Annotated in this window: 21 protein-coding genes, 1 tRNA gene and 1 pseudogene; 20 read left to right on the forward strand and 3 right to left on the reverse strand. The window is 27.7% G+C overall.

Annotated elements, in window-relative coordinates:
- Nucleotides 1-205: 205 nt before the first annotated feature.
- Nucleotides 206-913 (forward strand): annotated as a pseudogene (locus tag IR152_RS00010) (aminotransferase class I/II-fold pyridoxal phosphate-dependent enzyme); the annotation flags it as partial.
- 190 nt (nt 914-1,103) lie between these two features.
- Here IR152_RS00010 and IR152_RS00015 read toward each other — a convergent pair.
- Nucleotides 1,104-2,159 (reverse strand): FAD:protein FMN transferase, encoded by a 1,056-nt coding sequence (locus IR152_RS00015; RefSeq protein WP_227449804.1) that lies wholly within the window; start codon nt 2,157-2,159, stop codon nt 1,104-1,106.
- 66 nt (nt 2,160-2,225) lie between these two features.
- Here IR152_RS00015 and IR152_RS00020 point away from each other — a divergent pair, with 66 nt between their 5' ends.
- The 5 genes from IR152_RS00020 (at nt 2,226) to IR152_RS00040 (ending at nt 5,594) form a co-directional block, all read left to right on the forward strand.
- On the forward strand, nt 2,226-2,597 hold the full coding sequence (locus IR152_RS00020) for a NusG domain II-containing protein (RefSeq protein ID WP_227449805.1): 372 nt from the start codon (nt 2,226-2,228) through the stop codon (nt 2,595-2,597).
- A 36-nt stretch (nt 2,598-2,633) separates the two neighbouring features.
- Nucleotides 2,634-3,308 carry a uracil-DNA glycosylase gene (locus IR152_RS00025; RefSeq protein WP_227449806.1) on the forward strand — a complete coding sequence of 225 codons (675 nt, stop codon included), beginning with the start codon at nt 2,634-2,636 and terminating at the stop codon, nt 3,306-3,308.
- Nucleotides 3,309-3,556: 248 nt separating this feature from the next.
- Entirely contained in the window at nt 3,557-4,393 is an 837-nt protein-coding gene (locus tag IR152_RS00030) for a G5 domain-containing protein (protein WP_227449807.1), read from the forward strand.
- A gap of 243 nt (nt 4,394-4,636) precedes the next feature.
- Nucleotides 4,637-4,733 (forward strand) — tRNA-Sec (locus tag IR152_RS00035).
- 153 nt (nt 4,734-4,886) lie between these two features.
- Entirely contained in the window at nt 4,887-5,594 is a 708-nt protein-coding gene (locus tag IR152_RS00040) for a ThiF family adenylyltransferase (protein ID WP_227449808.1), read from the forward strand.
- A gap of 133 nt (nt 5,595-5,727) precedes the next feature.
- Here the strand turns inward: IR152_RS00040 and IR152_RS00045 are convergent, their stop codons facing one another.
- Complete coding sequence (locus tag IR152_RS00045) at nt 5,728-6,564, reverse strand: ComEC/Rec2 family competence protein (RefSeq protein ID WP_227449809.1); 837 nt, start codon at nt 6,562-6,564, stop codon at nt 5,728-5,730.
- Between the two features lie 189 nt (nt 6,565-6,753).
- On the opposite strand from IR152_RS00045, the gene IR152_RS00050 reads away from it, so the two are divergent.
- The 4 genes from IR152_RS00050 to holA all read left to right on the forward strand — a co-directional run bounded on the left by IR152_RS00050 (nt 6,754) and on the right by holA (nt 11,265).
- Nucleotides 6,754-7,659 carry a DUF2156 domain-containing protein gene (locus IR152_RS00050; protein ID WP_227449810.1) on the forward strand — a complete coding sequence of 302 codons (906 nt, stop codon included), beginning with the start codon at nt 6,754-6,756 and terminating at the stop codon, nt 7,657-7,659.
- Between the two features lie 8 nt (nt 7,660-7,667).
- A complete protein-coding gene (eis, locus tag IR152_RS00055) occupies nt 7,668-8,852 on the forward strand; it encodes an enhanced intracellular survival protein Eis (RefSeq protein ID WP_227449811.1) in 1,185 nt (394 codons plus the stop codon).
- A 114-nt stretch (nt 8,853-8,966) separates the two neighbouring features.
- On the forward strand, nt 8,967-10,268 hold the full coding sequence (locus IR152_RS00060; protein ID WP_227450230.1) for a ComEC/Rec2 family competence protein: 1,302 nt from the start codon (nt 8,967-8,969) through the stop codon (nt 10,266-10,268).
- Nucleotides 10,222-11,265 carry a DNA polymerase III subunit delta gene (holA, locus tag IR152_RS00065; RefSeq protein ID WP_227449812.1) on the forward strand — a complete coding sequence of 348 codons (1,044 nt, stop codon included), beginning with the start codon at nt 10,222-10,224 and terminating at the stop codon, nt 11,263-11,265. Before IR152_RS00060 ends, holA begins: the two co-directional genes overlap by 47 nt.
- Nucleotides 11,266-11,446: 181 nt before the next feature.
- Here the strand turns inward: holA and rpsT are convergent, their stop codons facing one another.
- Complete coding sequence (rpsT, locus tag IR152_RS00070) at nt 11,447-11,713, reverse strand: 30S ribosomal protein S20 (protein ID WP_009890686.1); 267 nt, start codon at nt 11,711-11,713, stop codon at nt 11,447-11,449.
- Nucleotides 11,714-12,630: 917 nt separating this feature from the next.
- Here rpsT and gpr point away from each other — a divergent pair.
- The 10 genes from gpr to dnaK all read left to right on the forward strand — a co-directional run bounded on the left by gpr (nt 12,631) and on the right by dnaK (nt 25,080).
- Nucleotides 12,631-13,584 (forward strand): GPR endopeptidase, encoded by a 954-nt coding sequence (gene gpr, locus IR152_RS00075; protein ID WP_227449813.1) that lies wholly within the window; start codon nt 12,631-12,633, stop codon nt 13,582-13,584.
- Nucleotides 13,585-13,600: 16 nt separating this feature from the next.
- On the forward strand, nt 13,601-14,620 hold the full coding sequence (spoIIP, locus tag IR152_RS00080; RefSeq protein ID WP_227449814.1) for a stage II sporulation protein P: 1,020 nt from the start codon (nt 13,601-13,603) through the stop codon (nt 14,618-14,620).
- Between the two features lie 30 nt (nt 14,621-14,650).
- A complete protein-coding gene (locus IR152_RS00085; protein ID WP_227449815.1) occupies nt 14,651-14,860 on the forward strand; it encodes a hypothetical protein in 210 nt (69 codons plus the stop codon).
- Nucleotides 14,861-15,187: 327 nt separating this feature from the next.
- Nucleotides 15,188-16,993, forward strand: a complete 1,806-nt coding sequence (gene lepA, locus IR152_RS00090) for a translation elongation factor 4 (RefSeq protein ID WP_227449816.1) — start codon at nt 15,188-15,190, stop codon at nt 16,991-16,993.
- 140 nt (nt 16,994-17,133) lie between these two features.
- The gene (locus IR152_RS00095) at nt 17,134-18,471 is read left to right on the forward strand and encodes a CCA tRNA nucleotidyltransferase (RefSeq protein ID WP_227449817.1); all 1,338 of its coding nucleotides are present in this window, start codon (nt 17,134-17,136) and stop codon (nt 18,469-18,471) included.
- 236 nt (nt 18,472-18,707) lie between these two features.
- Complete coding sequence (locus tag IR152_RS00100; protein WP_227449818.1) at nt 18,708-20,024, forward strand: APC family permease; 1,317 nt, start codon at nt 18,708-18,710, stop codon at nt 20,022-20,024.
- 169 nt (nt 20,025-20,193) lie between these two features.
- Nucleotides 20,194-21,369, forward strand: a complete 1,176-nt coding sequence (gene hemW, locus IR152_RS00105; RefSeq protein WP_227449819.1) for a radical SAM family heme chaperone HemW — start codon at nt 20,194-20,196, stop codon at nt 21,367-21,369.
- A 102-nt stretch (nt 21,370-21,471) separates the two neighbouring features.
- Nucleotides 21,472-22,491 (forward strand): heat-inducible transcriptional repressor HrcA, encoded by a 1,020-nt coding sequence (hrcA, locus tag IR152_RS00110; protein ID WP_227449820.1) that lies wholly within the window; start codon nt 21,472-21,474, stop codon nt 22,489-22,491.
- Nucleotides 22,492-22,520: 29 nt separating this feature from the next.
- On the forward strand, nt 22,521-23,141 hold the full coding sequence (gene grpE, locus IR152_RS00115; protein ID WP_227449821.1) for a nucleotide exchange factor GrpE: 621 nt from the start codon (nt 22,521-22,523) through the stop codon (nt 23,139-23,141).
- 91 nt (nt 23,142-23,232) lie between these two features.
- A complete protein-coding gene (dnaK, locus tag IR152_RS00120) occupies nt 23,233-25,080 on the forward strand; it encodes a molecular chaperone DnaK (RefSeq protein ID WP_227449822.1) in 1,848 nt (615 codons plus the stop codon).
- Nucleotides 25,081-25,132 lie beyond the last annotated feature (52 nt).

Raw genomic sequence — 25,132 nt, forward strand, 5'->3', positions numbered from 1 at the left:
TGAAACTCACGATAGAGATATAAATGCAAGTATAAATATATTAAAAGAAGGATTAAGACTAATAACAGTTCAAAATAGATAACTTATGTAAGAACCGTAGGAACTACGGGGATAGCCTGTGGAGAATTGGTAAGACATATTTTAGTATGCAAAATTCTATGAAGCAGGAACCCTGTGACTTTAGTCATGGGAGGTTCAGAAATTAGAAACTCAAATTAAAGAAAATCAACCTAAGTTAATGATGTTTTGTACACCACATAATCCATCTGGAAGGATATGGACGATTGAAGAAATGACAAGAGTAGCAACTATATGTAAAGAAAATAATGTTATTTTGGTTGCAGATGAAGTACATGCAGAGCATATTCATTATGGAAAATTTAATTCAATACTTAAGATTGAAAAAGAGCTTTTAGAAAATGTTATTCTATTGACATCACCAAATAAAGGATTTAATCTTGGGGGATTAAAGACTTCTTATTCAATAGTTATAAATAAGGGTATAAGAGATACATTTAGAAATAAACTAAAGCAAAATTCTATAACTTCTCCAAATGTGTTTGGAATAATAGGATTGATAACTGCTTATAATGAATGTCGTGAGTGGTTAAGTGGTGTAAATGAATATATAAAATCAAATTATGAACTTTTAGAAACTTGGGTAAATAAATATAATAAGATTAAATTGATGAAGATGGAATCATCTTATTTAGCTTGGATGGATATAAGTGGATTAGGTATAAGTGCAAGTGAATTTACAGATAAGTTGGCTATTGATACAGGGGTATTATTAGAAGATGGAAGTCATTTTGTAAAAGATGGTGAAAACTATGTTAGAATAAATTTAGGAACTCAAAAAGAAAATGTAATTGAAGCTTTAAATAGAATGGATTTATTTTTAAAGTCTTTATAAAAATTAGTTGAATTAGTGTTTTATATAGATTTGAACTATTAATATGGTATATACATAAGTACAATTTGTTTTAGACTACTTAGTATATACCATATTTTATATAAAATTTAAATTTGCGTTAGTTATGTGATAACTATTTAAATTCGTGTGTATTTTGTACGTATATAGGTATAGTTATTATTTAAACTCATTATTTATTTAATTTTTCAATAGAAAAAGCTTCATTTGTAAGTTTAAAGTTATCTTTTATACCCTTAGTTAAGTATATTTTTTTATCCTTAGTTATAAATATAGCATCTACATTATCAATTCTATTAATTAAATCCATACCTTTCTCAAGTCCAAGTCCAAATGTAGAAGTAGATAAAGCATCACAATTAATAGATTTATCGGAGATTATCGTAACACTACTTAAGTTGTTTTCAAAAGGATACCCAGTAAATGGATTTAGCATATGATGATATATTTTTCCATCTTTTTCGATAAATCTTTCATAGATTCCAGAGGTAACAACAGATTTATTTGTTGTTTCTATGTTTCCTATAGACTCACCACTTTTACTAGTTGGGTCTTGAATACCTATTTTAAAAGGTTTATCATTTTTACCATTTTCTAAAGTAAATATATTCCCTCCTAAGTTTACTAAACCTTTTTGTACACCTTCTGATTTTAGATAAGCTACAATTTTATCAGCAGCATATCCTTTAGCTATGGCACCTAAATCAATTTTCATGTTTTCTTTGGTTAATTTTATAGATTTATTTTTTTCATCCAAGAGAATGTTTTTATAATCAATAAGAGGCAGAAGATTTTGTATCTCAAAATCACTTGGCACTTTAGCTTTATCTGTACCAATTGCCCATAAATTTGATATTGGACCAACTGTTATATCAAAATATCCATTTGATAATTTGGAATATTGTATGGATTCTTTTACAACGAAAAATGTATCATCTGAAACTTTGACAAATTTCTTACCAGCATTATCATTTATTTTAGAAGCATCACTTCCTGGTATATGAGTACTCATTTTGTTGTCAATATATCTTAAAATTGAATCACATTCATTTAAGATTTTATCACTTTTGGATTCTTTTACATTAAATACAGTAACTTCATTTACTGTACCAAGGTAGTAGCTAGTTTTACTATATTTAGTATTCTGGCTTGAATTCCTAAAAAATGAAAATAAAATTAATGCTAAAATCAATATCACAAAAATAAATGTGATTTTTTTCTTATTCATGGTATATTCCTCCTATGAAATTGTGTTATTATTTTATTATAACATAATTTCATAGGAGGACAAAAAATGAAGAAAAAAGACATTCTTCTTATTTTAGGCATTTTGGTTGTTATTACAGCATGTTATGGGGTAATAAATGTTATAAATTCTAAAAATGCTGGAAATATTGAGATTTATGTAGATAATAAATTGTATAAAACTGTTTCAATAAATGCCAAAGAAGAATTTAAAATAGAGAATAGAGGGGGGTATAACATAGTAAAGATTCATGATAAAGGGGTTGAGATAGTAGATGCTTCATGTCCTGACAAGGTCTGTGTACACACTGGGTTTATAAATAAGCCAAGTCAAAGTATAGTTTGTATACCTAATAGAGTGAGCATAAAAATAAATACAAATGAAAAGAAAGATAATCAAGAAGATATAATTTCTAAATAAAATAATAAAAATAATTGAAAGGAATTGGTGATAATTATGGTTAACTTAGGAAACGATTGGGATGAATTATTGAAAGAAGAATTTGAAAAAGATTACTACTTAAATTTAAGAAAATTTCTTATAGAAGAATATAGAACACGTCAAATTTTTCCAAATATGCACAATATATATGAAGCTTTAAAACACACTTCATATAAAGATACTAAAGTTTTAATACTAGGACAAGACCCCTATCATGGAGATAATCAAGCTCATGGTTTAGCTTTTTCAGTTCAACCACAAGTGAAAACTCCACCATCTCTGTTAAATATGTATAAAGAACTAAAAGATGATTTAGGGTGCTTTATACCCAACAATGGGTATTTAATGCCTTGGGCAGACCAAGGAGTGTTACTTTTAAATACTGCTCTTACTGTTAGAGCGCATGAAGCTAATTCTCATAAGGATAAAGGATGGGAAATTTTTACTGATAGAGTAATCTCTATTTTAAGTGAGCGTGAAGACCCAGTTATTTTTGTATTATGGGGAAGTAATGCACGTAAAAAAGTAGAGTTGATTGATACAAGTAAGCATTATATTTTGGAAGCACCTCATCCAAGCCCATTGTCAGCAAATAAAGGCTTTTTTGGATGTAAACACTTCTCTAAGATAAATAAAATTTTGGAAAAGTTAGGAAAAGAACCTATTAATTGGCAAATAGAAAACATATAAAAGTAAAAGGTAACAAAATGATAACAAAACAACAATAAACAATGACATTGTTGTAACTAATAGAAATATGCTTAAATAGTTGAAAATACTATATATGCATATTTCTATTTTTTTGTCAAGTTGACAACTCTTGAAAAAATAGTTACAATTTAGTTACACAAAAAACACAAATAAAAAAAGAAACTTACAAAGTAGAATTTTATGAAGCAAAATATATAGTGTAAAAAATCTTAGGGAGGAAATTTTATATGAATTTTAAAAAATTGAGTAATGCTAAAGTCTCGGTAATGGCGGTTGTTTTATCAGTTGGAATATTATCGGGATACTCTGCACTTAATAAACAAGTAACATTAGTAGTAAGGGGAGAAGAAAGAACTATATCAACGTTCAGTTCTAATGTAGGAGACCTTTTAGAATCTCAAAACATTAGCTATGATGCAAATGATATAGTTACTTTAGATGAAAATTCAAAGTTATCTAATGGAGATAAAATAGAAGTAATTGATGTAAAGGAAAAAACAGTTGTAGAAACTAAAGACATTCCATTTGAAGTTACAGTTGTTGAAGATGGTTCTTTATTAAAGGGAGATTCTAAAGTTAAAGAAGAAGGAAAGTCTGGTAAGAGTGAATTAATATATAAAGAGACTTATCACAATGGAAAGAAAGTAGAAAAGGAATTTGTGAAAAAAGTTGTTAAAGCTGAGCCAGTAAATAAGGTTGTAAGCAAAGGAACAAAGGTGGAAATGCAAGTAGCTTCATCAAGGGGAGAAAGCTCAAGAAGAACGGCTTCATCATCTAGTAGCAGTAGTAGCAACAATGGTAAAAATATGAGAGTGGTCGCAACTGCATATACTGGTCATAGTATAACTGCAACAGGAACAAAACCTAAGTGGGGAACAATAGCTGTAGACCCTAAGGTTATACCATATGGAACTAAAGTTTATATACCTCAATTTGATATGGTGTTTACTGCAGAAGACTGTGGTGGAGCAATAAAAGGAAATAAAATTGATATCTATATGAATGATTCAAAAACAGTTTATAACTGGGGAAGAAAAACTATAGATATACGTATATTAAAATAGTTAAATAATTTATATTTATACTGGAAATTATATTTTAATTATATAGAGAAGAAACTCTTTATAGATTCTTAAAATATAATTTCCAGTTTTTTAGTTTAGATATACAATAAAAGATGTAAATTTTAACCATGTATAGATAAAAGCTATTTAAATTATAATTTACTACCAGATAAATCTATAAAAATTGTTGCAAAGAGTCAAAATATATGATATTATAGATTTCGTTGAGAAGGATTTCATTATGGGAGTGGATGGGTGCCGGTGTGCCCTCTAGTCTTCAAAACTAGTATGAGGGGTTAAGAGCCTCTTAGGTGGGTTCGATTCCCACGCATTCCCGCCAGTATGTAAAAGGTATCTTTTAATATTAAAAGATACCTTTTTAAATTTATTTTAAGATAATTTACTTTTAATAATATATGATATTTTTGTATTATATAATGTAAATTTTCTAATACTATTATATATTTAGATAAAAGTCTAGGAGAGTGGAAAGATGGAAAATAACTTTACAACAAGAACTAGTTTTTTAGTTGGAGATGATGGGATAGAAAAACTTAATAATTCAAATGTAATAGTATTTGGAGTTGGAGGAGTTGGTAGTTTTACTGTTGAAGCTTTAGCAAGAGCTGGAGTAGGTAAGATTACTATTGTAGATTTTGATGATGTAGATATAACCAATATAAATAGACAAATACCAGCCTTACATTCAACTGTAGGAAGGTATAAAGTTGATGTTATGGAAGAAAGAATATTAGATATAAATCCTAATATTAATATAAAAAAAATAAGAAGTCTTTATAATAAAGATACTAGTGATGAAATACTTACTGAAAGATATGATTATGTTGTGGATGCAATAGACATGGTAAGTTCTAAAATACATCTAATTGAAACTTGTGAAAAAAAAGGATTAAAAGTAATAAGTTCTATGGGGATGGGAAATAAGTTAGACCCAACTAAAATAGTTGTTACGGATATACACAAAACAAGCACTTGTCCTTTAGCTAAAGTTATGAGGAAAGAACTTAGAGATAGAGGTATTAAAAAATTAAAAGTAGTATATTCTACTGAACAACCAATAGAACTTAAAAAGAAAGTAATGAATGGCAGAAAAGTAACGCCTGGTAGTGTATCATTTGTTCCCTCTGTAGGAGGGCTAGTAATCGCATCTGTAATAGTTAATGAACTATTAGGACAATAAGTTTTAAATTTTTTAATTTTATATACCAACTTAAAGGCTAGAAGCATGAATATAAAACAATTTTATATTCATACTTTTAGCCTAATTATTTTACATTACCTTATTTTATGTAGTTGTAGTTTTGTTTTTTATATTATGTATCTATCTCATATTTATGTTTTGTGAATATAATTTCTCCATCACTATAAAAAACAATATCTCCTATTCTGTCTGTTCTATAAATTGATACATGGTTTTGTTTTAGATTATTAATAACTTCTCTGTGTGGATGACCATATTGATTTTTATATCCACATGATATTGCAGCTATATCTGGACTAATTTTTTTTATAAATTCTAAAGATGATGAAGAATTACTTCCATGATGACCTATTTTTATAAAATTAATATTGTTTAATTCAAAAGAGCGTAAGATTTCTTTTTCATTCTGTTCTTCAGCATCGCCCATAAATAAAAAAGAGTTATCATTAAAAGTTAATTTGAAAACTATAGAATTTAAATTAGGTTCTTCTTGTATATATGATGGACTTAATACATATATATTTATATTGCTATCTATGTTTAAAACATCATCTTTGTAGAGGTACTGAATAGATAGGTCTTTATCAGTACAAGAATTTATTAGGTTTTGATAAGATTCACTATCTGTTGATTGTTCGGGCATATACACGGAATTTACATTAAACTTTTTTATAACATTGTCAAGGCTTCCTATATGGTCTGAATCTGGATGTGTAGCTATTATAATGTCAATAGTCTTTATTCTTTTTTGTCTAAGATAACTAATAATTATGTTTTCACTATCTTCATCACCTCCATCAATTAATATATTCTTGTTTGTGGGTGTTTGTACTAAAATACTATCACCTTGACCTACATCAATCATATGTACAGATAGTAGAGATTTTTTGTCACAACCGCTTAAAAGTGATATTATAATAAGTATTGATAAAAAAATTTTATTTCTCAATAAAAAATCACTCCATTCATTACATGTTTATATAAATTTATGATGGGTAATATAAGATATATATGACTTATTATATTTTATATTTTAAACAATATAAATGAAATTAATACCATAACAAAATTGGAGTTTTTATAGATACAAAATAAAATTTTTTAAAAATTAAGCAATAAAAAAAGGTAGGAGGATTTTATGTTTTTCAAAGATATTGAACTAAATTCAAAAAAAGAGTTAGACCCATATTTTGATTTAGTAGATTATGAAGCTTGTGAGTACTGTTTTAGTACTTTATATATGTGGCAACATGTTTATAAGACGGGATATTATATAGGTGAAGATTTTGCTGTTTTAGTTGGGGAGTATGAAGGAGATAGTTTCTCAATATTACCACTTGCTAAAAAAGACAAACTTCCAGAAGTAGTAGATTTTGTACTTGAATATTTTTCTAAAAATAATAAAAAAATATACCTAAGAGGTATTACTACTGAAGTAATAGAATTTTTAAAAGAAAAATATCCAGATAGATTTGAGTATATAGAAGAAAGAGATTTATTTGACTATATCTATGATGCAGAAAGTTTAAGAACTCTAGCTGGCAAGAAGAATCAAAAGAAAAGAAATCATATAAATTATTTCTTAAAAGAGTATGCAGGTAGATATGAAGCCAAGTTATTAGATAAAGAAAACTTTGATGAGTGTTTAGTATTAATGAAAGAATGGGAAAGTAATAAGGAAGAAAATAATGAATTTGATGAAAGTATGGATGATGAATTAATAGGTATCAAAAAGATATTTAACCATTATGATGTATTAAAAGACAAGGTAAAAGTGTTTGGTGTCTATGTAGATGGAAAATTAGAAGCTTTTAGTATAGGAGAACTTTTAAATAAAAATATGGCATTGATTCATATAGAAAAAGCTAATCCTGATATAAGAGGTCTGTACCCATTTATAAATCAGCAATTTTTAGTAAGTGAATTTAAGGATGTTGAATTTGTGAATAGAGAAGAAGATTTAGGTATTGAAGGATTGAGAAAAGCTAAACTTTCTTATCATCCTTGTAGATTTGTTGAAAAGTACAGTGTTAGGGAGGCTTAGTAGACTATATGGAGATTAGATATGCTAAAGAAGAAGAAATAGAAAGTATAAAAGATATTTGGAGCTATTGTTTTAACGACAGCGAGAGTTTTATGAAGTACTATTTTAGTGATAAATATAAATCTGAAAATACTGTAGTGGCTTTAGATGAAGGAAAAATTATTTCCTCTCTTCAGCTAAATCAGTATAAGTTATTACTAAATAATAAGGTATATAATACATCTTATGTCGTGGGAGTTTCTACACTTCCAGAAGGAAGAGGAACTGGGTATATGAGTAAAGTAATTAAATTTACTTTAAACGAATTGTATAAAAGAGGGCAATTAGTGTCTATATTGATGCCTATTGACTATAGACTTTATAGAAGATTTGGATATGAGCATTGTTATGACCAGATTGAATATACTATTAATACAGATGACTTAAAAAATTTTAAGTCAAGTGGAAGAATGATAAAGTCTGATTTATCACAAATTGATGATTTGATACGAATAGATAGAACTTTTTTAAATGAGGTTAATGGTAATGTGTTAAAAGATGAACATTATTATGAAAACTTATTTAAAGAGATTCAAAGTGAAGATGGATTTTTATACATTCATGAAGGAAATGAGAAGGATGGATATATAGTTTATTTTCTTCAGGGAGATAAAATATTTGTTAGAGAGTTATTTTATAAAAATATAGATGCTCTTAAATCAATGCTCAAATTTATATATAATCATAATACTCAATGTAAGATAGCTACTATATCTACTCCTATAATAGATAAGATAAGATTTATATTAGACAACCCTAAGGATAGTGAGATAAAAATAAAACCTTTTATGATGGGAAGAGTTATAAATGTAAAGAAATTTATTGAAGATATAGATACTGATAAGGATATTAATGGTTCAGTTAATTTATTAGTAGAAGACAAGTTTATAGATGAAAATAATGGTCTATTTAAAATTTCTGTACAGAATAAGAAGGTATCTGTACAGCAATTATATAAAAAAGATACAGAAAAGGTTCAAGAAGGTTTTGATATTAAATTAGATATAAATACCTTAACACAGTTAGCATTTTCCTATATAGATGTAAAAGAAGCTCTTTTCTTAAACGATATAAAAGATGTTTCAGAAGAAACGATAGAAATACTTAATTATATTTTCTCTAAAAAAAATAATTATATAAATGAATATATATAAGTAGAATACGTCAAAAGATTTTTATAACTTTTTGACGTATTTTTTTGTTTATATAATAATTTATCTTGTTTAAAAATTTACTATTTGAAAATAATCTAAATAATATGTTTTTATATAGGAGTGATTATAATTCAAATAAGAAGACCTTTATTAATTATATTAATATTTGTGATAGTTATATCATTTATCATAACGAATAATGTGAAAAGTGATGCAGAGCTTAATGATAAGATAATAACTATACAGGGAATAGTTAAAGGGCAAGTTAAAAAGAAAAAATACAATCAATATAAGGTAGGAGTTTTTCTGATAAATGATTATACGAGAAATAAAAATTTGAAAATTGGTCAAGAAGTTAGCATTACAGGCAAATTTAAAAGCTTAGACAAAATGAAGTATGATGATTTTGATTATGGAAGATATATAAAAAGCACTGGCTATAAAGGTATAATATATATAAATAACTATAAAATTATTGGTAAAAATAAAATTTATTCTTTAATAGGAAAAATAAAGTCTTATATTAGTAAGACTTATAGGTATTTATATAAGAAAAACTCAGACTTTATAAATTCTATATTATTAGCAGAAGTTGAAAATTTGACTGACGAACAAAAAGAAATTTTTACTAGAACGGGAACTAGCCATGTAATATCTATATCAGGTCTTCATACAGGTATACTATGTGTAATTATATCCTTTCTATTAAGAGGTATAAATAAATTGTATAAATTATTAATACTGTCGATTTTTACAACTTTATATTGTATAATGGTAGGTGCGTCTCCATCCATAGTTAGGTCTATAACATTTGTTATGGTTTTTTATTTATCAATATTCATTGATAGAAAAAAAGATGGAATATCGGCATTGTCTCTAATAGGGATAGTTTTAATTATGAATAACCCCTATGTTATATATAATGTAAGTTTTCAATTATCTTTTTTAGCTACATTTTCTATATTAATATTCTATAATAAAATAAATAGTATTATAAAATTAAGTATGGTATCATTGACAATATCATCAAATATATTAACTTTGCCTATAATTTATTATACATTTAAAGGTATACCACTGCTTTCAATTATAGGAAATTTAATTATAGTACCATTTGTAGGAGTAATGATGTATTTAAGTATTGCAAGTTTAATAGTATTTAAAATAAGTGTAGTAATAGCTAAAATTATATCCTTTTTTAATAGTACACTGATAGAAAGCATATTTTTTTTACTAGAGAAACTCAGTAATTTAAGCTTTGCATATATTAATATAGAGAATCCTAAATTTTATATTGTAGTGATTTATTACATAGGAGTGTTTTTTTACATATTTTACATAGAAGGAAAAGAGATAAAGGAGCAAGAGAATGAATTACAAGGATATTATAAGGAATGTAAAAGAGAAAAATTTTGAAAAAATGTATCTTTTTTATGGAAGAGAGTATTATTTAATCGAGAATGCAATAAAAGCATTTAAAGATAGTCTAAACGAGGGAATGCTTGATTTTAATTTAGATATAATAGATGGAAAGGAAATAGTCTTAAATCAGCTTATAAGCTCTATAGAAACACTTCCATTTATGGATGATAGAAAAATAGTAATAATAAAAGACTTTGAACTATTAAAGGGAAAGAAAAAGAATTTTACAGATAGTGATGAGAAATACTTAATAGAGCATTTAGACAATACTCCAGACACTACCACTATAGTTTTTGTTGTATATGGGGATGTTGACAAAAGAAAATCTCTAGTTAAGAAAATAGGGAATAATGGAATTGTTTTTGATTGTGACAAGCTTTCTGATATGGATTTATTTAAATGGATAAAAAAATCTTTTGCTTTAAATGACGTTATAATAGAAAATTCTCAAATAATGTATTTTATTGAACAAGAAGGATATAGAGATAAGAGTAGTGAAAAGACTTTATCTGATTTAGAAAACGAAATAAATAAAATAAGTTCATTTGTTGGTAAAGGAAATAACGTAACCAATGATGTAATTGATAAATTATCTCAAAAAAAAGTTGAGAACGATATATTCAAATTAATCGATTATATTGGAGAACAAGATGCTTCTAATGCAATGAAAATATTAAACGATATGATACAGGAAGGCGAGTCTGTTTTAGGTATATTTTCTATGATAGCAAGACAATTTAAAATAATTATGCAAGTAAGACAGTTACAACTTGATGGATATTCAACAAAACTTATAGCTGATAAATTAAAAATGCATCAATTTGTTGTAGGAAAAGCATTAAAGCAAACTAAAAATTTTTCTGATGATATAATTGTAGAAATATTAAATTATATATTAGAAAGTGATTATAAAATAAAGACAGGTCTTATAAGGGATACTTTAGCGGTAGAAATGTTGGTTAGTAAGTATTGTAAGAGAAAAGTTATATAAATTAACAGTATATAAAAAATAAATAGTAGGATTATTGTAGTTTAAAATAAAATAGACTAAATTGAGTTTAAGTATATAATACACTATAATATATCTAACTATTTATTTTTTATTGTATAAATTTTCAAAATAAAAAACCCCTACATAGGGGTCATTATATATAAGAAATATAAACTGGTAATTAAGCGTTCATACCGTTTAGTTTTTGAGCTAATTTAGCTACTTTTCTAGCTGCAGCATTCTTATGTATAGTTCCTTTAGAAGCTACTTGGTATATTCTTTTTTGAGCATATTGGAACTTAGCAACAGCATCCTCTCTGTTTCCAGCTGCAACAGCATCTTCGAATCTTCTTATTGCAGTTTTTATTTGAGATTTTCTAACTCTATTTAAAGCAGTTTTCTTTTCGATAACACTTATTCTTTTCTTAGCTGATTTTATATTTGCCACCGTGTTCACCTCCCTGTATTTTTTTATCATATTCATCGTCAACATATTAGATTTTAACAGAAATAAATCTAAAAATCAAGGATTATTATTTATATATTTTAATAATGTTCTTTATTTTGATTTTTTAGACTGTAGATTGTGTATAAATAATTTGCAATATCTTGTTTTTATGTTAACGTATTTTATTTTTTAAATATTTTAACTCATGTGAATTAATATTTTATTTTTATAACAAATATTTTGAAATAATACAAATTATTAACATACATTTTGATAGTATTTCCAATAATTATAAGATAATACAAGAAATTACTCATTTTTGTAAATTTAATGAAAAATTTATAAAAATATAAATTTATATGCTTAATTAAGATAATTTTTCCAATAATTAAAATGATTTTTTCATTTTATAGTATATTATTTAAGTAGAACTATAATATCTAGGTGGTATTTATATTATGAAAATGTATAAAAAATTATTAACTATGGGAATTTCATTGTCGCTAGTAATTTTTGCTTTTCCAATAATATTAAATGCACTAAGTTCAATTGATAGTATAAAGAGAATAATATGATTGAAGTAGTAAAAGAAAACCGTGTGCGTGGTACTTGAAAAGGTATATGTACTAAAGGAATATACTTATATCTTCTCCACCTATAGTTGATAATGATAAAACAAAATAACATTCATCTCATTTTTATAAAAGGTAGCACCTATATAAATAGTTTCTACTTTTTTATGTTTGTAAATAAATGATAGATATGAAAGTTTACTGGAAAATTACTGACCAAAGTCAATTTTCTTACATTGAAAGCCTTAATTTTACTTGTTTTAAATAAATTTATAGTTTTTTGTTATAAAATACTAAATTTTGTTAACAATTATAATTAGCATTTAATTTATACTGGAGGTTTATATGATTAATGTAAGAACAGATTTAGCTTTAGAAGCTAGTGAAATGTGTGAAAAGTCTCAAGAAGGAAGTAGTATTCCTGGTGTAAAAATAGAAACTAAAGAATTAGAAAATTGTATTGTAACTAAAGTTGAAGTAATAGACGAACAAGGCTCAGAAATAATGAATAAAGATATAGGAAAATATATAACTCTAGAAAGTAATCTTATGAAGTTTGATGATGATGAATCAAGAGAAGAAATGATAAGTTATTTGAAAGATGAATTGGTAGATATATTTGGACAAGACAAAAACAAAAAAACACTGGTAATTGGTCTTGGAAATAGAAATATTACTTCTGATGCATTAGGACCAAAAAGTGTATCAAAAACACTTGTGACTAGACATATCTTTAAAAATTATAATAAAGATTATGATGATGATTTTTCTGAGGTGTCAGCTTTAAGCCCAGGAGTTATGGGAGTTACTGGAATAGAGACTAGTGAAATAGTAAAGTCATTAGTTGAAAAAGTAAAACCAGATAGAGTAGTAGCAATAGATGCATTGGCTTCAAGAAAAATGGAAAGAGTAAACTCTACTATACAAATATCAACAGCAGGAATATCACCTGGTGGAGGTGTTGGCAATACAAGAAAATCTCTAACTAAAGAAACTTTAGGAGTAGATGTTATTGCAATAGGAGTACCAACAGTGGTTGATGCAGCAACTCTTACAATAGATGTTTTAGATATGGCAATAGACAATTTAATAGCTCAATCAGAAGAAACAGAAAGTTTTTATGAAATGTTGAAAAAACTTAAAGAAGAAGAAAAATATCATCTAATAAAAGATTCATTAGACCCATATGACAAGAATTTAATAGTAACACCAAAGGATATAGATGATACAATCGAAAATCTATCTATAATAATAAGCGAAGGTTTAAATAGGTCTTTGCATCCAGGTAGATTGGTATAAATAAGGAGGAACAATTATGTTTAAAAAATGCATTAAAGTAGTAACCTTGATTTTTATATTAGCATGCATTTTACCAGGAAAATCATTAGCTTTGAATCAGGATGATTTTTTAAAGTTTTTAGTAAATTCATCTTATCCAGAAGCTAAAGTCAAAGGAAATGATACAAAAGATAAAAAGAATAATAAAAATAAAGAAACAAGCAAAGAAAATAAGGAAGAAAGTAAAGAAGAAAACAATAAATCTAAAGATGCAAGTAAAGTTGATAATAAAAAAGAGAGTGAAAAAGAATATATAAAACTTTATGTTGGTAAAGAAAATGTTCCAGATATTGAGTCAAAAAATTCAGATACAACTGAAACTAACACGACATCTAGTTCAGATTATAAGGATGATTTAAGGGTAACTAAAGAAAATCCAAGAATCTTGATATATCATACTCATGGATGTGAAACTTATTCAAATTCACCTGCTGGAAACTACCATTCAAGAGATAAGAAAAATTCAGTAATGGAAGTAGGAAGTGCATTAACTAGTGCTTTAGATAGCAAGGGATGGGGTGTAGTTCATACAACTAAGTACCACGACTATCCATCTTATAATAACTCTTATGCAAGTAGCTTAAAAACAATACAAAGTATATTACCTAAATATAATTCAGTGGACATAGCAATAGACTTACATAGAGATGCTAGGGATTTAACTAATCCAGCCACTAAGGAAAAAGACCATTTAAAATATACAACTATGATAAATGGAGAGAGAGTATCAAAGTTCTTCTTTGTTGTAGGAGGCAAAAACACAAATAGAGCACAACTTAGAGCTTTAGCAGAAGATATAACTGCTTTTGCTGAAAAGAAATACCCTGGTTTGGTGTCTCCAATAGTAGAAAAAGACTATGCTAGATTCAATCAATTTGCAGTTAAGAATCATATGTTAGTAGAAATAGGAAATAATGCAACAAGTGTAGAAGAGTCTAAAGCTACTACAAAGTATTTAGCCGAGATTTTGGATGAATATTTTAAACAAAAAAATTAGAGCTTTAAGGTATAATTAGGAGCATGTTAAATGAGCCGATTAGAAAAAAATATAGAAAGTAAAAGTAAATTAAGAAAATACAAGTATATTATGAAAATTATGTTTTTGATTACTATGATTATAGGTACATCAGTTTGTGTATTTATAGTAGACAGTAATGCAAAAAGTATGCTAGGAATGAAACAATATGACTTTCCAAGTATTAAATTTGATATAACAAAATTTGATTTTGATATATAGAACTTTGATATACATGAAATCATCCATCAGAAAATTTAATAAGTAATAATAAGTGAATAAGGTTTATTGATTAAAATAAGCCTTATTTTAGTTATGTATTTTTAATGTATAAAATAAAAATTCATTAACTGTATTTTATAGGATTTACTTTAAGTTTACGATATTATATAATATTTAGTGTTAGACTTGATAATCCACATATAATGTGGATAATTTTGTTTAGTGCCAATTAGTTTATATTTAAAAATTTTAAATTTGGTATATAAAGAGTTTTTATATAATGTAAAATAATAACTATAAGAATAATCAAGAGGAGGGAATTTTAAGGTGGACAATAAACAAAGTAGAACTAGAAATTTTAGTATAATTGCACACATAGACCATGGAAAGTCTACCTTAGCTGATAGATTAATACAACAAACTGGGCTTGTTAGTGAAAGGGACATGAAAAGTCAATTACTTGACAATATGGACCTTGAAAGGGAAAGAGGAATCACTATAAAGCTTCAAAACATAAGATTAATGTATAAAGCGAAGGATGGAAATGAATATTACTTAAATCTCATAGACACACCTGGACATGTAGACTTTAATTATGAGGTATCAAGAAGTTTAGCTGCATGTGAGGGAGCATTATTGGTAGTCGATGCAGCTCAAGGTGTTGAGGCACAAACTTTAGCTAATGTTTATCTTGCTATAGAACAAGATTTAGAAATATTACCGATAATAAATAAAATAGATTTACCAAGTGCAAGACCAGAAGAAGTAAAAAATGAAATAGAAGATTTAATAGGGCTTGACTCAAGTGAAGCACCTCTTATTTCAGCTAAGACTGGTTTAAATATAGAAGATGTCTTAGAAGATATTGTAAAAAATGTTCCTCCACCTAAAGGAGATAATGAAGCTCCATTAAAGGCATTAATATTCGATTCTTACTATGATGCTTATAAAGGTGTTGTAGCTTATGTTAGAGTATTTGAAGGAACTGTTAAAAAGGGTATGACAATAAAAATGATGAATACCAATAAAAAGTTTGAAGTAACTGAAGTTGGTGTCATGGCTCCAGGTCAAACTGAACTTAGTGAATTATCAGCAGGTGATGTTGGTTATATTGCGGCTAGCATAAAAGATATAAGAAGTTGTCGTGTTGGTGATACGATAACAGACTCAAATAATCCTACAGAAGAACCTTTACCAGGGTACAAAAAAGCTACTCCAATGGTATATTGTGGTATATATCCAGGAGAAGGAGAAAAGTATGAAAATGTTAGAGATGCTCTTGAAAAGCTTCAAGTAAACGATGCTGCACTTGAATATGAAGCTGAGACTTCAGCAGCATTAGGATTTGGTTTTAGATGTGGTTTCTTAGGTCTTTTACATATGGAGATAATGCAAGAAAGACTTGAGAGAGAATTTAATCTTGATATAATTACTACAGCGCCATCTGTTATATATAGAGTTACAAAAATGGATGGAGAGGTTGTAATGATACAAAATCCTGCAAACTTACCAGAACCATCTGAGATAAAGATGATAGAAGAGCCAATAGTAAAAGGAGATATAATAGTTCCTAAAGAATATGTAGGTGTTGTTATGGAACTTTGCCAGGAAAGACGTGGAAACATGTTAAATATGGAATATATAGATGAGAGAAGAGTAATGCTTCACTATGACCTTCCTCTCAATGAAGTTGTTTACGATTTCTTTGATGCCTTGAAATCAAGAACTAGAGGTTATGGTTCTCTTGATTATGAGGTTAAAGGTTATGTAGCATCTACACTTGTAAAACTTGATATATTAATTAATAAAGAGCAAGTTGATGCACTTAGTTTTATTGTTCACGAAACTCGTGCTTTCCCTAGAGGAAAGGCAATGTGTGAGAAATTAAAAGGAGAGATTCCAAGACATCAGTTTGCTATACCTATACAAGCTGCTGTTGGTAATAAGGTTATTGCAAGGGAAACAATAAGTGCTCTAAGAAAAGATGTCCTTGCTAAATGTTATGGTGGAGATATATCTCGTAAGAAGAAACTTCTTGAAAAGCAAAAAGAAGGTAAGAAACGTATGAGACAAATTGGTTCTGTTGAAGTTCCTCAAAAAGCATTTATGTCTGTACTTAAATTGGATGAATAAATTTAGATAAAGATATTTAAAAGCTAGAGTGATTTTAGATTTATTTCTAAATTAATCTAGCTTTTTTGTGGTATATTTTAAGTAAACTCATAGAAAATATAAGTAAGAATATATTAAAAAAGAATAAAAAGGTGATATTTATGATTAATATAGAAATTCCTAAAAAAGTAGACTATATAATTAAAGAATTAGAAAAGAATGGTTATGAAGCTTATGTAGTTGGAGGATGTGTCAGAGATTGTTTATTAGAAAGAATTCCAAATGATTGGGATATAACAACTAGTGCTAGACCAGAGGTAGTAGTAGAATTATTTGAAAAAACAATTCCAACTGGTATACAACATGGGACTGTAACAGTTATGATTGAACATGAACCATTTGAAGTAACAACTTATAGAATTGATGGAAATTATAGTGATGGTAGACATCCAGATTCAATAGAATTTACAAATAACATAGTTAAGGACTTATCAAGAAGAGATTTTACTATCAATGCAATTGCATACAATCCAAAGACAGGATTAGTCGACCCATTTGATGGCTATGAAGATATACAAAATAAGTATATACGTTGTGTTGGAAACCCAGTAGATAGATTTGAAGAAGATGCACTTAGAATGCTTAGAGCAGTTAGATTTTCGGCACAACTCAATTTTAAAATAGCTGAAGGTACTAAGCAAAGTATTCATAAAAAATCAGCATTGATAAAAAATGTTTCTATGGAAAGAATACAGACTGAATTTAATAAAATGCTAGTATCTGATTCATCTAAATTAAATTTGTTAAATTCAACAGGTTTGTTGAAATTTATAATTCCTGAAATATGTGAATTAGAAGATGTTACTCAACATAATCCATATCACATTTATGATGTGCAAAAACACACTTTAATAGCCACAGAAGTAATTGAAGATGAACTGTATTTAAAACTTACAATGTTATTTCATGATTTGGGTAAAAAAGTAACTAAAACAACTGACAAAAATGGTATTGACCACTTTTATACTCATAGTAGAGAATCTGTAAAGATTGCAAAGAAGATTTTGAAGAGACTTAAGTATGATAATTGTACTATTAATAAAGTTTTACTATTAATACAATATCATGATTATAGGATAGAACCAAAAAGGAAAATAATTAAAAAGTTATTAAATAAACTAGAAAATGTTGAACTATTTGAAGATTTAATAAAAGTTAATTGGGCTGATACACTTGCTAAAAACCCAAAATATGCGAAAAAAAAGATATTGAACCTTATTGAGTGTGAAAAAGAATTCAAACACATAATAAATCAAAAGGAATGCTTTAATATTAAAGACTTAGCTATTAACGGAAAAGATTTAATGTCTATAGGTGTAAAACCAGGTAAAGACATGGGACATATCTTAAATAAGATGCTTGAAATTGTTATAAATAATCCAGAGTTAAATGAAAAAGAAATACTGAAAGAAAAAGTATTAAATATATACACATTTTAGATTCAAATATAAAAATTTGATTTAATCAATTTAAAAATCAAAAATACAATACTTATTTAGATAAAGTAAATAATTTTTAGAGTCTATTTTAGAAACTAAGATTATACAGTTTTTAAATATGTAGAAACTTAATCTAGAATTAGCAGATTAATATAAAAAAAAACTTTGGGAATACTATAACCATAAATTTATAAAATTAATATTTTATACACTATAAAACAGTGAGGAGGGACAGTATGCGTACTCAACTACAAAAGACTATTGGTCTTTCAGCAGCTCTTTCTACTGTTGTAGGTATGGTTATAGGTTCGGGAGTTTTTTTTAAGCCACAGGCGATATACACTACAACTAATGGAGCTCCAGGTCTAGGTATTATAGCATGGCTTTTAGGTGGTTTTATAACAATAACTGCTGGGCTTACAGCTACAGAAATTTCAGCTGCTATACCAAAAACTGGTGGTATGATGATTTATATCGAAGAGATATATGGAGAAAAATTAGGTTTTTTAACTGGATGGATGCAAACTGTATTATTTTTCCCAGGTACATCAGCAGCACTAGGAGTAATATTTGCTCAACAAGCATCTGAGCTTTTAGGCATGAGCCCAAGTAATATGTCTAATGTACTTCCTATAGCAATTGGAGTTATATTATTTCTAGCAGTACTAAATATAATAGGCTCATCTTTAGGAGGAAAAGTTCAGACAGTGGCCACTATTGGAAAGATGATACCTTTAATTTTAATAATAATATTTGGATTTATTAAAGGGCAAAGTAGTGAAGTATTAAATCCATTTGTAGGAGATGGTGTAAATGCATCAAATGCACTTGGACAAGCATTAATAGCTACTTTGTTTGCATATGATGGTTGGATAAATGTTGGAGCTATATCAGGAGAAATGAAGTCTCCAGAGAAAGATTTGCCAAGAGCAATAGTTGGCGGTTTATCATTAGTTATGGCAGTTTATATTATAATAAATATAGCTTATCTTTGGGTAGTGCCAGCAAGTGAATTAGCAACAGTTACTTCGCCAGCCACATTAGTTGCAACAAGATTATTTGGAAATATAGGTGGAAAAGTGATAACTGTGGGTATATTAATATCAGTATTTGGGACATTGAATGGATACTTATTGACAGGTTCAAGGATACCTTATACATTAGCTGAAATGGGAACTTTACCAGCATCTAAAACTCTTTTAAAAGTAAACTCTGGAGGTTCTCCTGTAAATTCAATACTACTTATAACTGTGTTAGCCTGTGTATATGCATTATCTGGTCAATTTAATCTTTTGACAGACTTAACTATATTTTCAATATGGGTATTTTATGTATTGACTTTTATAGGTGTTATGAGGCTTAGAAGAGAAAAGCCAGAGTTATACAGACCATATAAAGTTCCTTTATATCCAATAATACCAATTATAGCTATATTAGGTGGACTGTTTGTGATAATAAATCAAATAATGACTTCAACAGTAATATCTTTAGGTGGAATATTTATAACACTATTAGGTTTACCAGTTTATTATTATATGAAAAAAAATAACTAATTATTTTAAGTTAAACAAATTTGGATGAAAGTCAAGGCATACTTTTATCCAAATTTGTTGTAGTATTACATAATAAAAGTGTATGATTTCTTACTTGATGTACTATTTTGTTTGATTTATAATTTAGTAATTGCTATTTTAAGATAATTTAAGAAATGAGGAATATAAAATGTTAGGACTTTATGTGCATATTCCATTTTGTGTGAAAAAATGTAAGTATTGTGATTTTAATTCTTATAAAATGGACATAGATTCAAAAAAAAGATATATAGAAGATTTAAAAATAGAAATGGAATTATACAGCAACAAATTATATAAAGATAATAACTATAAGGAGAAAGAAGATTGTAGTTTAAACAAAACAGATACAATAACCAGTATATTTATAGGTGGAGGAACACCTAGCATTTTAACATCTAATGAAATAAGAGAAGTGTTTACAAGTATAAAAGAAGTGTTTAATATAGATGAAAATGCAGAAATAACTATAGAATGTAATCCTGGGACATTGACCCTAGAAAAATTAAAAGTTATGAAAGATGTTGGTATCAATAGGCTTAGTATAGGATTGCAAGCTGTTCAAGAAAAGCATTTGAACTTTATTGGAAGAATACATACTTATGAAGAATTTGAGAAAAACTATAAAGATGCATTAAGTGTAGGCTTTAAAAATATTAATATAGATTTAATGTACAGCCTTCCAAATCAAACTCTATGTGATTGGAAGGAAACTCTTCAAAAAGTTGTAGACTTAAATCCAACACATATATCAGCTTATTCTCTTATACTAGAAGAAGGCACTGAACTATACAATATGCATGAGAGTAATAAATTTGAACTTATAGATGAAAATATAGATATAGAAATGTATGAGTATACAATAAATTATCTAAAGTCAAAAGGGTATAATCAATATGAAATATCAAATTACTCAAAAGAAGGCTATAATTGTGAGCATAATATTTTATACTGGGAATGTGAACATTATATAGGGCTTGGAGCAGGAGCTTCTGGCTATATTGATAATAATAGATACAATAATCTAGAATCTTTAGAAGAATATCATTTAAGTTTGGTAAAAAGAGAAAAACCAATACAAGAAAGTGAAAATCTTTCTATAAAAGATATGATAGAAGAAAAGATATTTATGGGGCTTCGAATGAATAAAGGTATAAAATTTGAAGATTTTAAAAAAAAATTTGGAATAGATTTTAGAGAAAAATACAGCAAGCAAATAGAAATGCTATCGACTAGAAGGCTTATAAATAAAAGCTTTCAGGGTATACAGTTAACTCAAAAAGGAAGAGAAATATCTAATAGTATATTTATAGAATTTATGGAATAATTTTTAAAGTGTTGACAAAATAAATTTATAATGGTATATAATATATATAATCTTTTTAGCACTCGAACTTGGTGAGTGCTAACAGCTAGGAGGTATAATAATATGGAGTTAAATGAAAGAAAATTAAATATCCTCAAAGCTATAGTTAAAGATTATATAGAAACAGCTGAAGCTATAGGTTCTAGAACAATATCTAAAAGACATGATTTAGGTGTTAGTGCTGCTACTATAAGAAATGAAATGGCTGACCTTGAAGAATTAGGGTACTTAATTCAGCCTCATACTTCTGCGGGTAGAGTTCCATCTGAAAAAGGCTATAAGTTATATGTAAACTCTCTTATGAGTAAAAGCGAACTGGATGATAATGATAAGATTCTTATTGAACAGTGTATGAATCACAACATAAATCATATAAAAGAATTGATTCATGAAACTTCTAAGCTATTATCTCAACTAACAAACTATACAACTGTAGCAGTTACCAAGAGTTTAATAAATCAAAGTGTTATAAAGCACATACAGTTGGTTGCTATGAGTGACAATAATATTTTACTTATAGTTGTAACAGATAAAGGAGACTTAAAAAAAGCTAACCTTACAACTAATGTATATTTAGAACAATCTAAGTTAAATTTGATTTCTGATAATCTTACAAGGAAGCTCTTAGGTAAAAGTATAACAGATTTGGATGATAATCTAATTGCTTTTATTAAATATGAAATAAGTGAGTATTCTGGGCTTATAGATGAGCTTTTAAATGCTTTGAACTCAAATATGAAAGAAGAAGATTTTTCTCTATCATTGAATGGAGCTACTAATATATTTAGCTATCCAGAATTTAATGATGTATTAAAAGCAAAGTCATTTTTAAATATGTTAGAAAAAAAGGAAACGATAGCTGACATAATTAAATCAAAGGGAATACAAAAAGACAATCTAAATATAATAATTGGTAGTGATAATGATTGTGAATTGGCACAGGATTGTAGTATAGTTACAGCAACTTATAATGTAGATAGAGACTTGGTTGGGCGAATAAGCTTTATAGGCCCTACAAGAATGGATTATGCTAGAATTTACTCTATAATAAATTATATGAGTTTACTAATTAATAGAAAGTAAAGAAATTTTAAATTGCGAGGTGTAAAGTCTTGGATAAAAAAAATGAACAACAAGAAGTAAGAGAAGAAAATGATACTTCCATTAACCAAGAATCTGAAACTCAAGTAGAGTTAGAAGAAGAAGTTATTAATGAAGAATGTGAAGATTCAAGTGAAAAAACCGATGAAAAAGAAGTTGATGATGAAAATGTAACAGATATAAATTCTAAGTTAGCAGAAAAGAAATTGCAGGATGAACTAGATGAATTAAATGATAAATATCAAAGACTTCAAGCCGAATATGCAAACTACAGAAGAAGAACTCAACAAGAGAAAGAGACAATAGGTGTATTTGCAAATGAAAAGATAATAACTGAGTTAATACCAGTTATAGATAGTATGGAAAGAGCCTTAGATGCATGTGAAGATAAGGAGGATACTATGTATAAGGGTATAAGCCTTGTACATAAACAGTTGATAGACACTTTAGTAAAATTTGGAGTAGAAGAAATAGAAGCAGAATCTAAGGAATTTGATCCAAATTTACATTTAGCAGTTATGCAAGAAAGCGTAGATGGAGTTGAAGCAAATCAAATAGTAATGGTGCTTCAAAAAGGATATAAGCTAGGAACTAAAGTTATAAGACCTTCAATGGTTAAAGTTTCTTGCTAAGTATAGATTAAAGGTTAAAATATTTAACCTAATATAAAATATTCAAATAAGTAAAACTTAATTATATAATTACTCAAGGAGGATTTTAGTCATGGGAAAAATAATAGGAATAGATTTAGGAACAACAAATTCATGTGTTGCAGTATTAGAAGGTGGAGAAGCACAAATAATAGCAAATAGTGAAGGTATGAGAACTACTCCATCAGTAGTAGCATTTACAAAAGATGGTGAAAGAATAGTTGGAGAACCTGCAAAAAGACAAGCAGTTACAAATGCAGATAAAACAATAACTTCTATAAAAACTCATATGGGAACTGATTATAAAGTAAATATAGATGGGAAATCATATACTCCACAAGAAATATCAGCAATAATTTTACAAAAATTAAAATCAGATGCAGAAAGTTACTTAGGACAAACAGTAACAGAAGCAGTTATAACAGTTCCAGCTTACTTTACAGATGCTCAAAGACAAGCTACTAAAGATGCTGGTAGAATAGCAGGGCTTGATGTTAAGAGAATAATAAATGAGCCAACAGCAGCAGCACTTGCTTATGGTATGGATAAATTAGACCAAGAAAAGAAAATATTAGTATTTGACTTAGGTGGAGGAACTTTTGACGTATCTATACTTGAAATAGGAGATGGAACTTTCGAAGTTTTAGCTACAGCTGGTAATAATAGATTAGGTGGAGATGATTTTGACCAAATAGTAATAGATTACTTAGCAGAGGAATTCAAAAAAGCTGAAGGTGTAGATTTAAGAAATGATAAAATGGCTCTTCAAAGATTAAAAGAAGCAGCAGAAAAAGCTAAGAAAGAACTATCATCAACAATGAGTTCAAATATAAACTTACCTTTCATAACTGCTACAGCAGAAGGACCAAAACACTTAAATATAGATTTATCAAGAGCTAAATTTGAGGAATTAACTAGAGGTTTAGTTGAAAAAACTATGGAGCCAACTAAGACAGCTTTACAAGATGCAGGACTTTCTACAGGTGATATAGATGATGTATTATTAGTAGGTGGTTCTACAAGAATACCAGCAGTACAAGAAGCTGTTAAGAAATTTATAGGAAAAGAACCTCACAAAGGTATAAATCCAGATGAGTGTGTTGCAGCAGGTGCTTCTATACAAGCAGGAGTTTTAGCAGGAGATGTTAAAGATTTATTATTACTAGATGTTACTCCACTATCTCTTGGTATAGAAACTATGGGTAATGTAATGACTAAGATAATAGAGAGAAATACTACAATACCAACTAAGAAATCTCAAGTATTCTCAACTGCTGCTGATAATCAAACAGCTGTTGATATACATGTTCTTCAAGGTGAAAGAAGTATGGCTTATGACAATACAACTTTAGGAAGATTCCAATTAACAGATATACCACCAGCACAAAGAGGAATACCTCAAATAGAAGTTACTTTTGATATAGATGCAAATGGTATAGTTAATGTTTCAGCTAAAGATTTAGGTACAGGAAAAGAACAAAAAATAACTATAACATCAAACACTAATTTATCAGAAGCAGAAATAGAGCAAAAGATAAAAGAAGCAGAAATGAATGCAGAAGCTGACAAACAAAAGAAAGAAAAAATAGAAGCATTCAATCAAGCTGAATCTACTATATATCAAACTGAAAAAACTTTAAATGAACTTGGAGATAAAATAAGTTCAGGTGACAAAGAGGATATAGAAAAAGCTATAGCAGATTTAAAAGCTGTAAAAGATAATCAAGATGCTACAGCAGAAGAACTTAAGAAAGCTACAGATGAAGTAATGACTAAGTTCCAAAAAGTATCTCAAGAGATGTACCAACAAGCAGCTCAAGAGCAACAAGCAGCACAAGGTGCAGAACAAGCTCAAGACAATGGACCTAAAGATGACAATGTGGTAGATGCTGACTTTAAAGAAGTAGATGAAGATAAATAAGATATATAATATGTAATACTAAATGATAATTGGAGCATATATGATTTATGAA

The sequence above is a fragment of the Clostridioides sp. ES-S-0108-01 genome, assembly GCF_020662285.1.
Classification (GTDB): domain Bacteria; phylum Bacillota; class Clostridia; order Peptostreptococcales; family Peptostreptococcaceae; genus Clostridioides.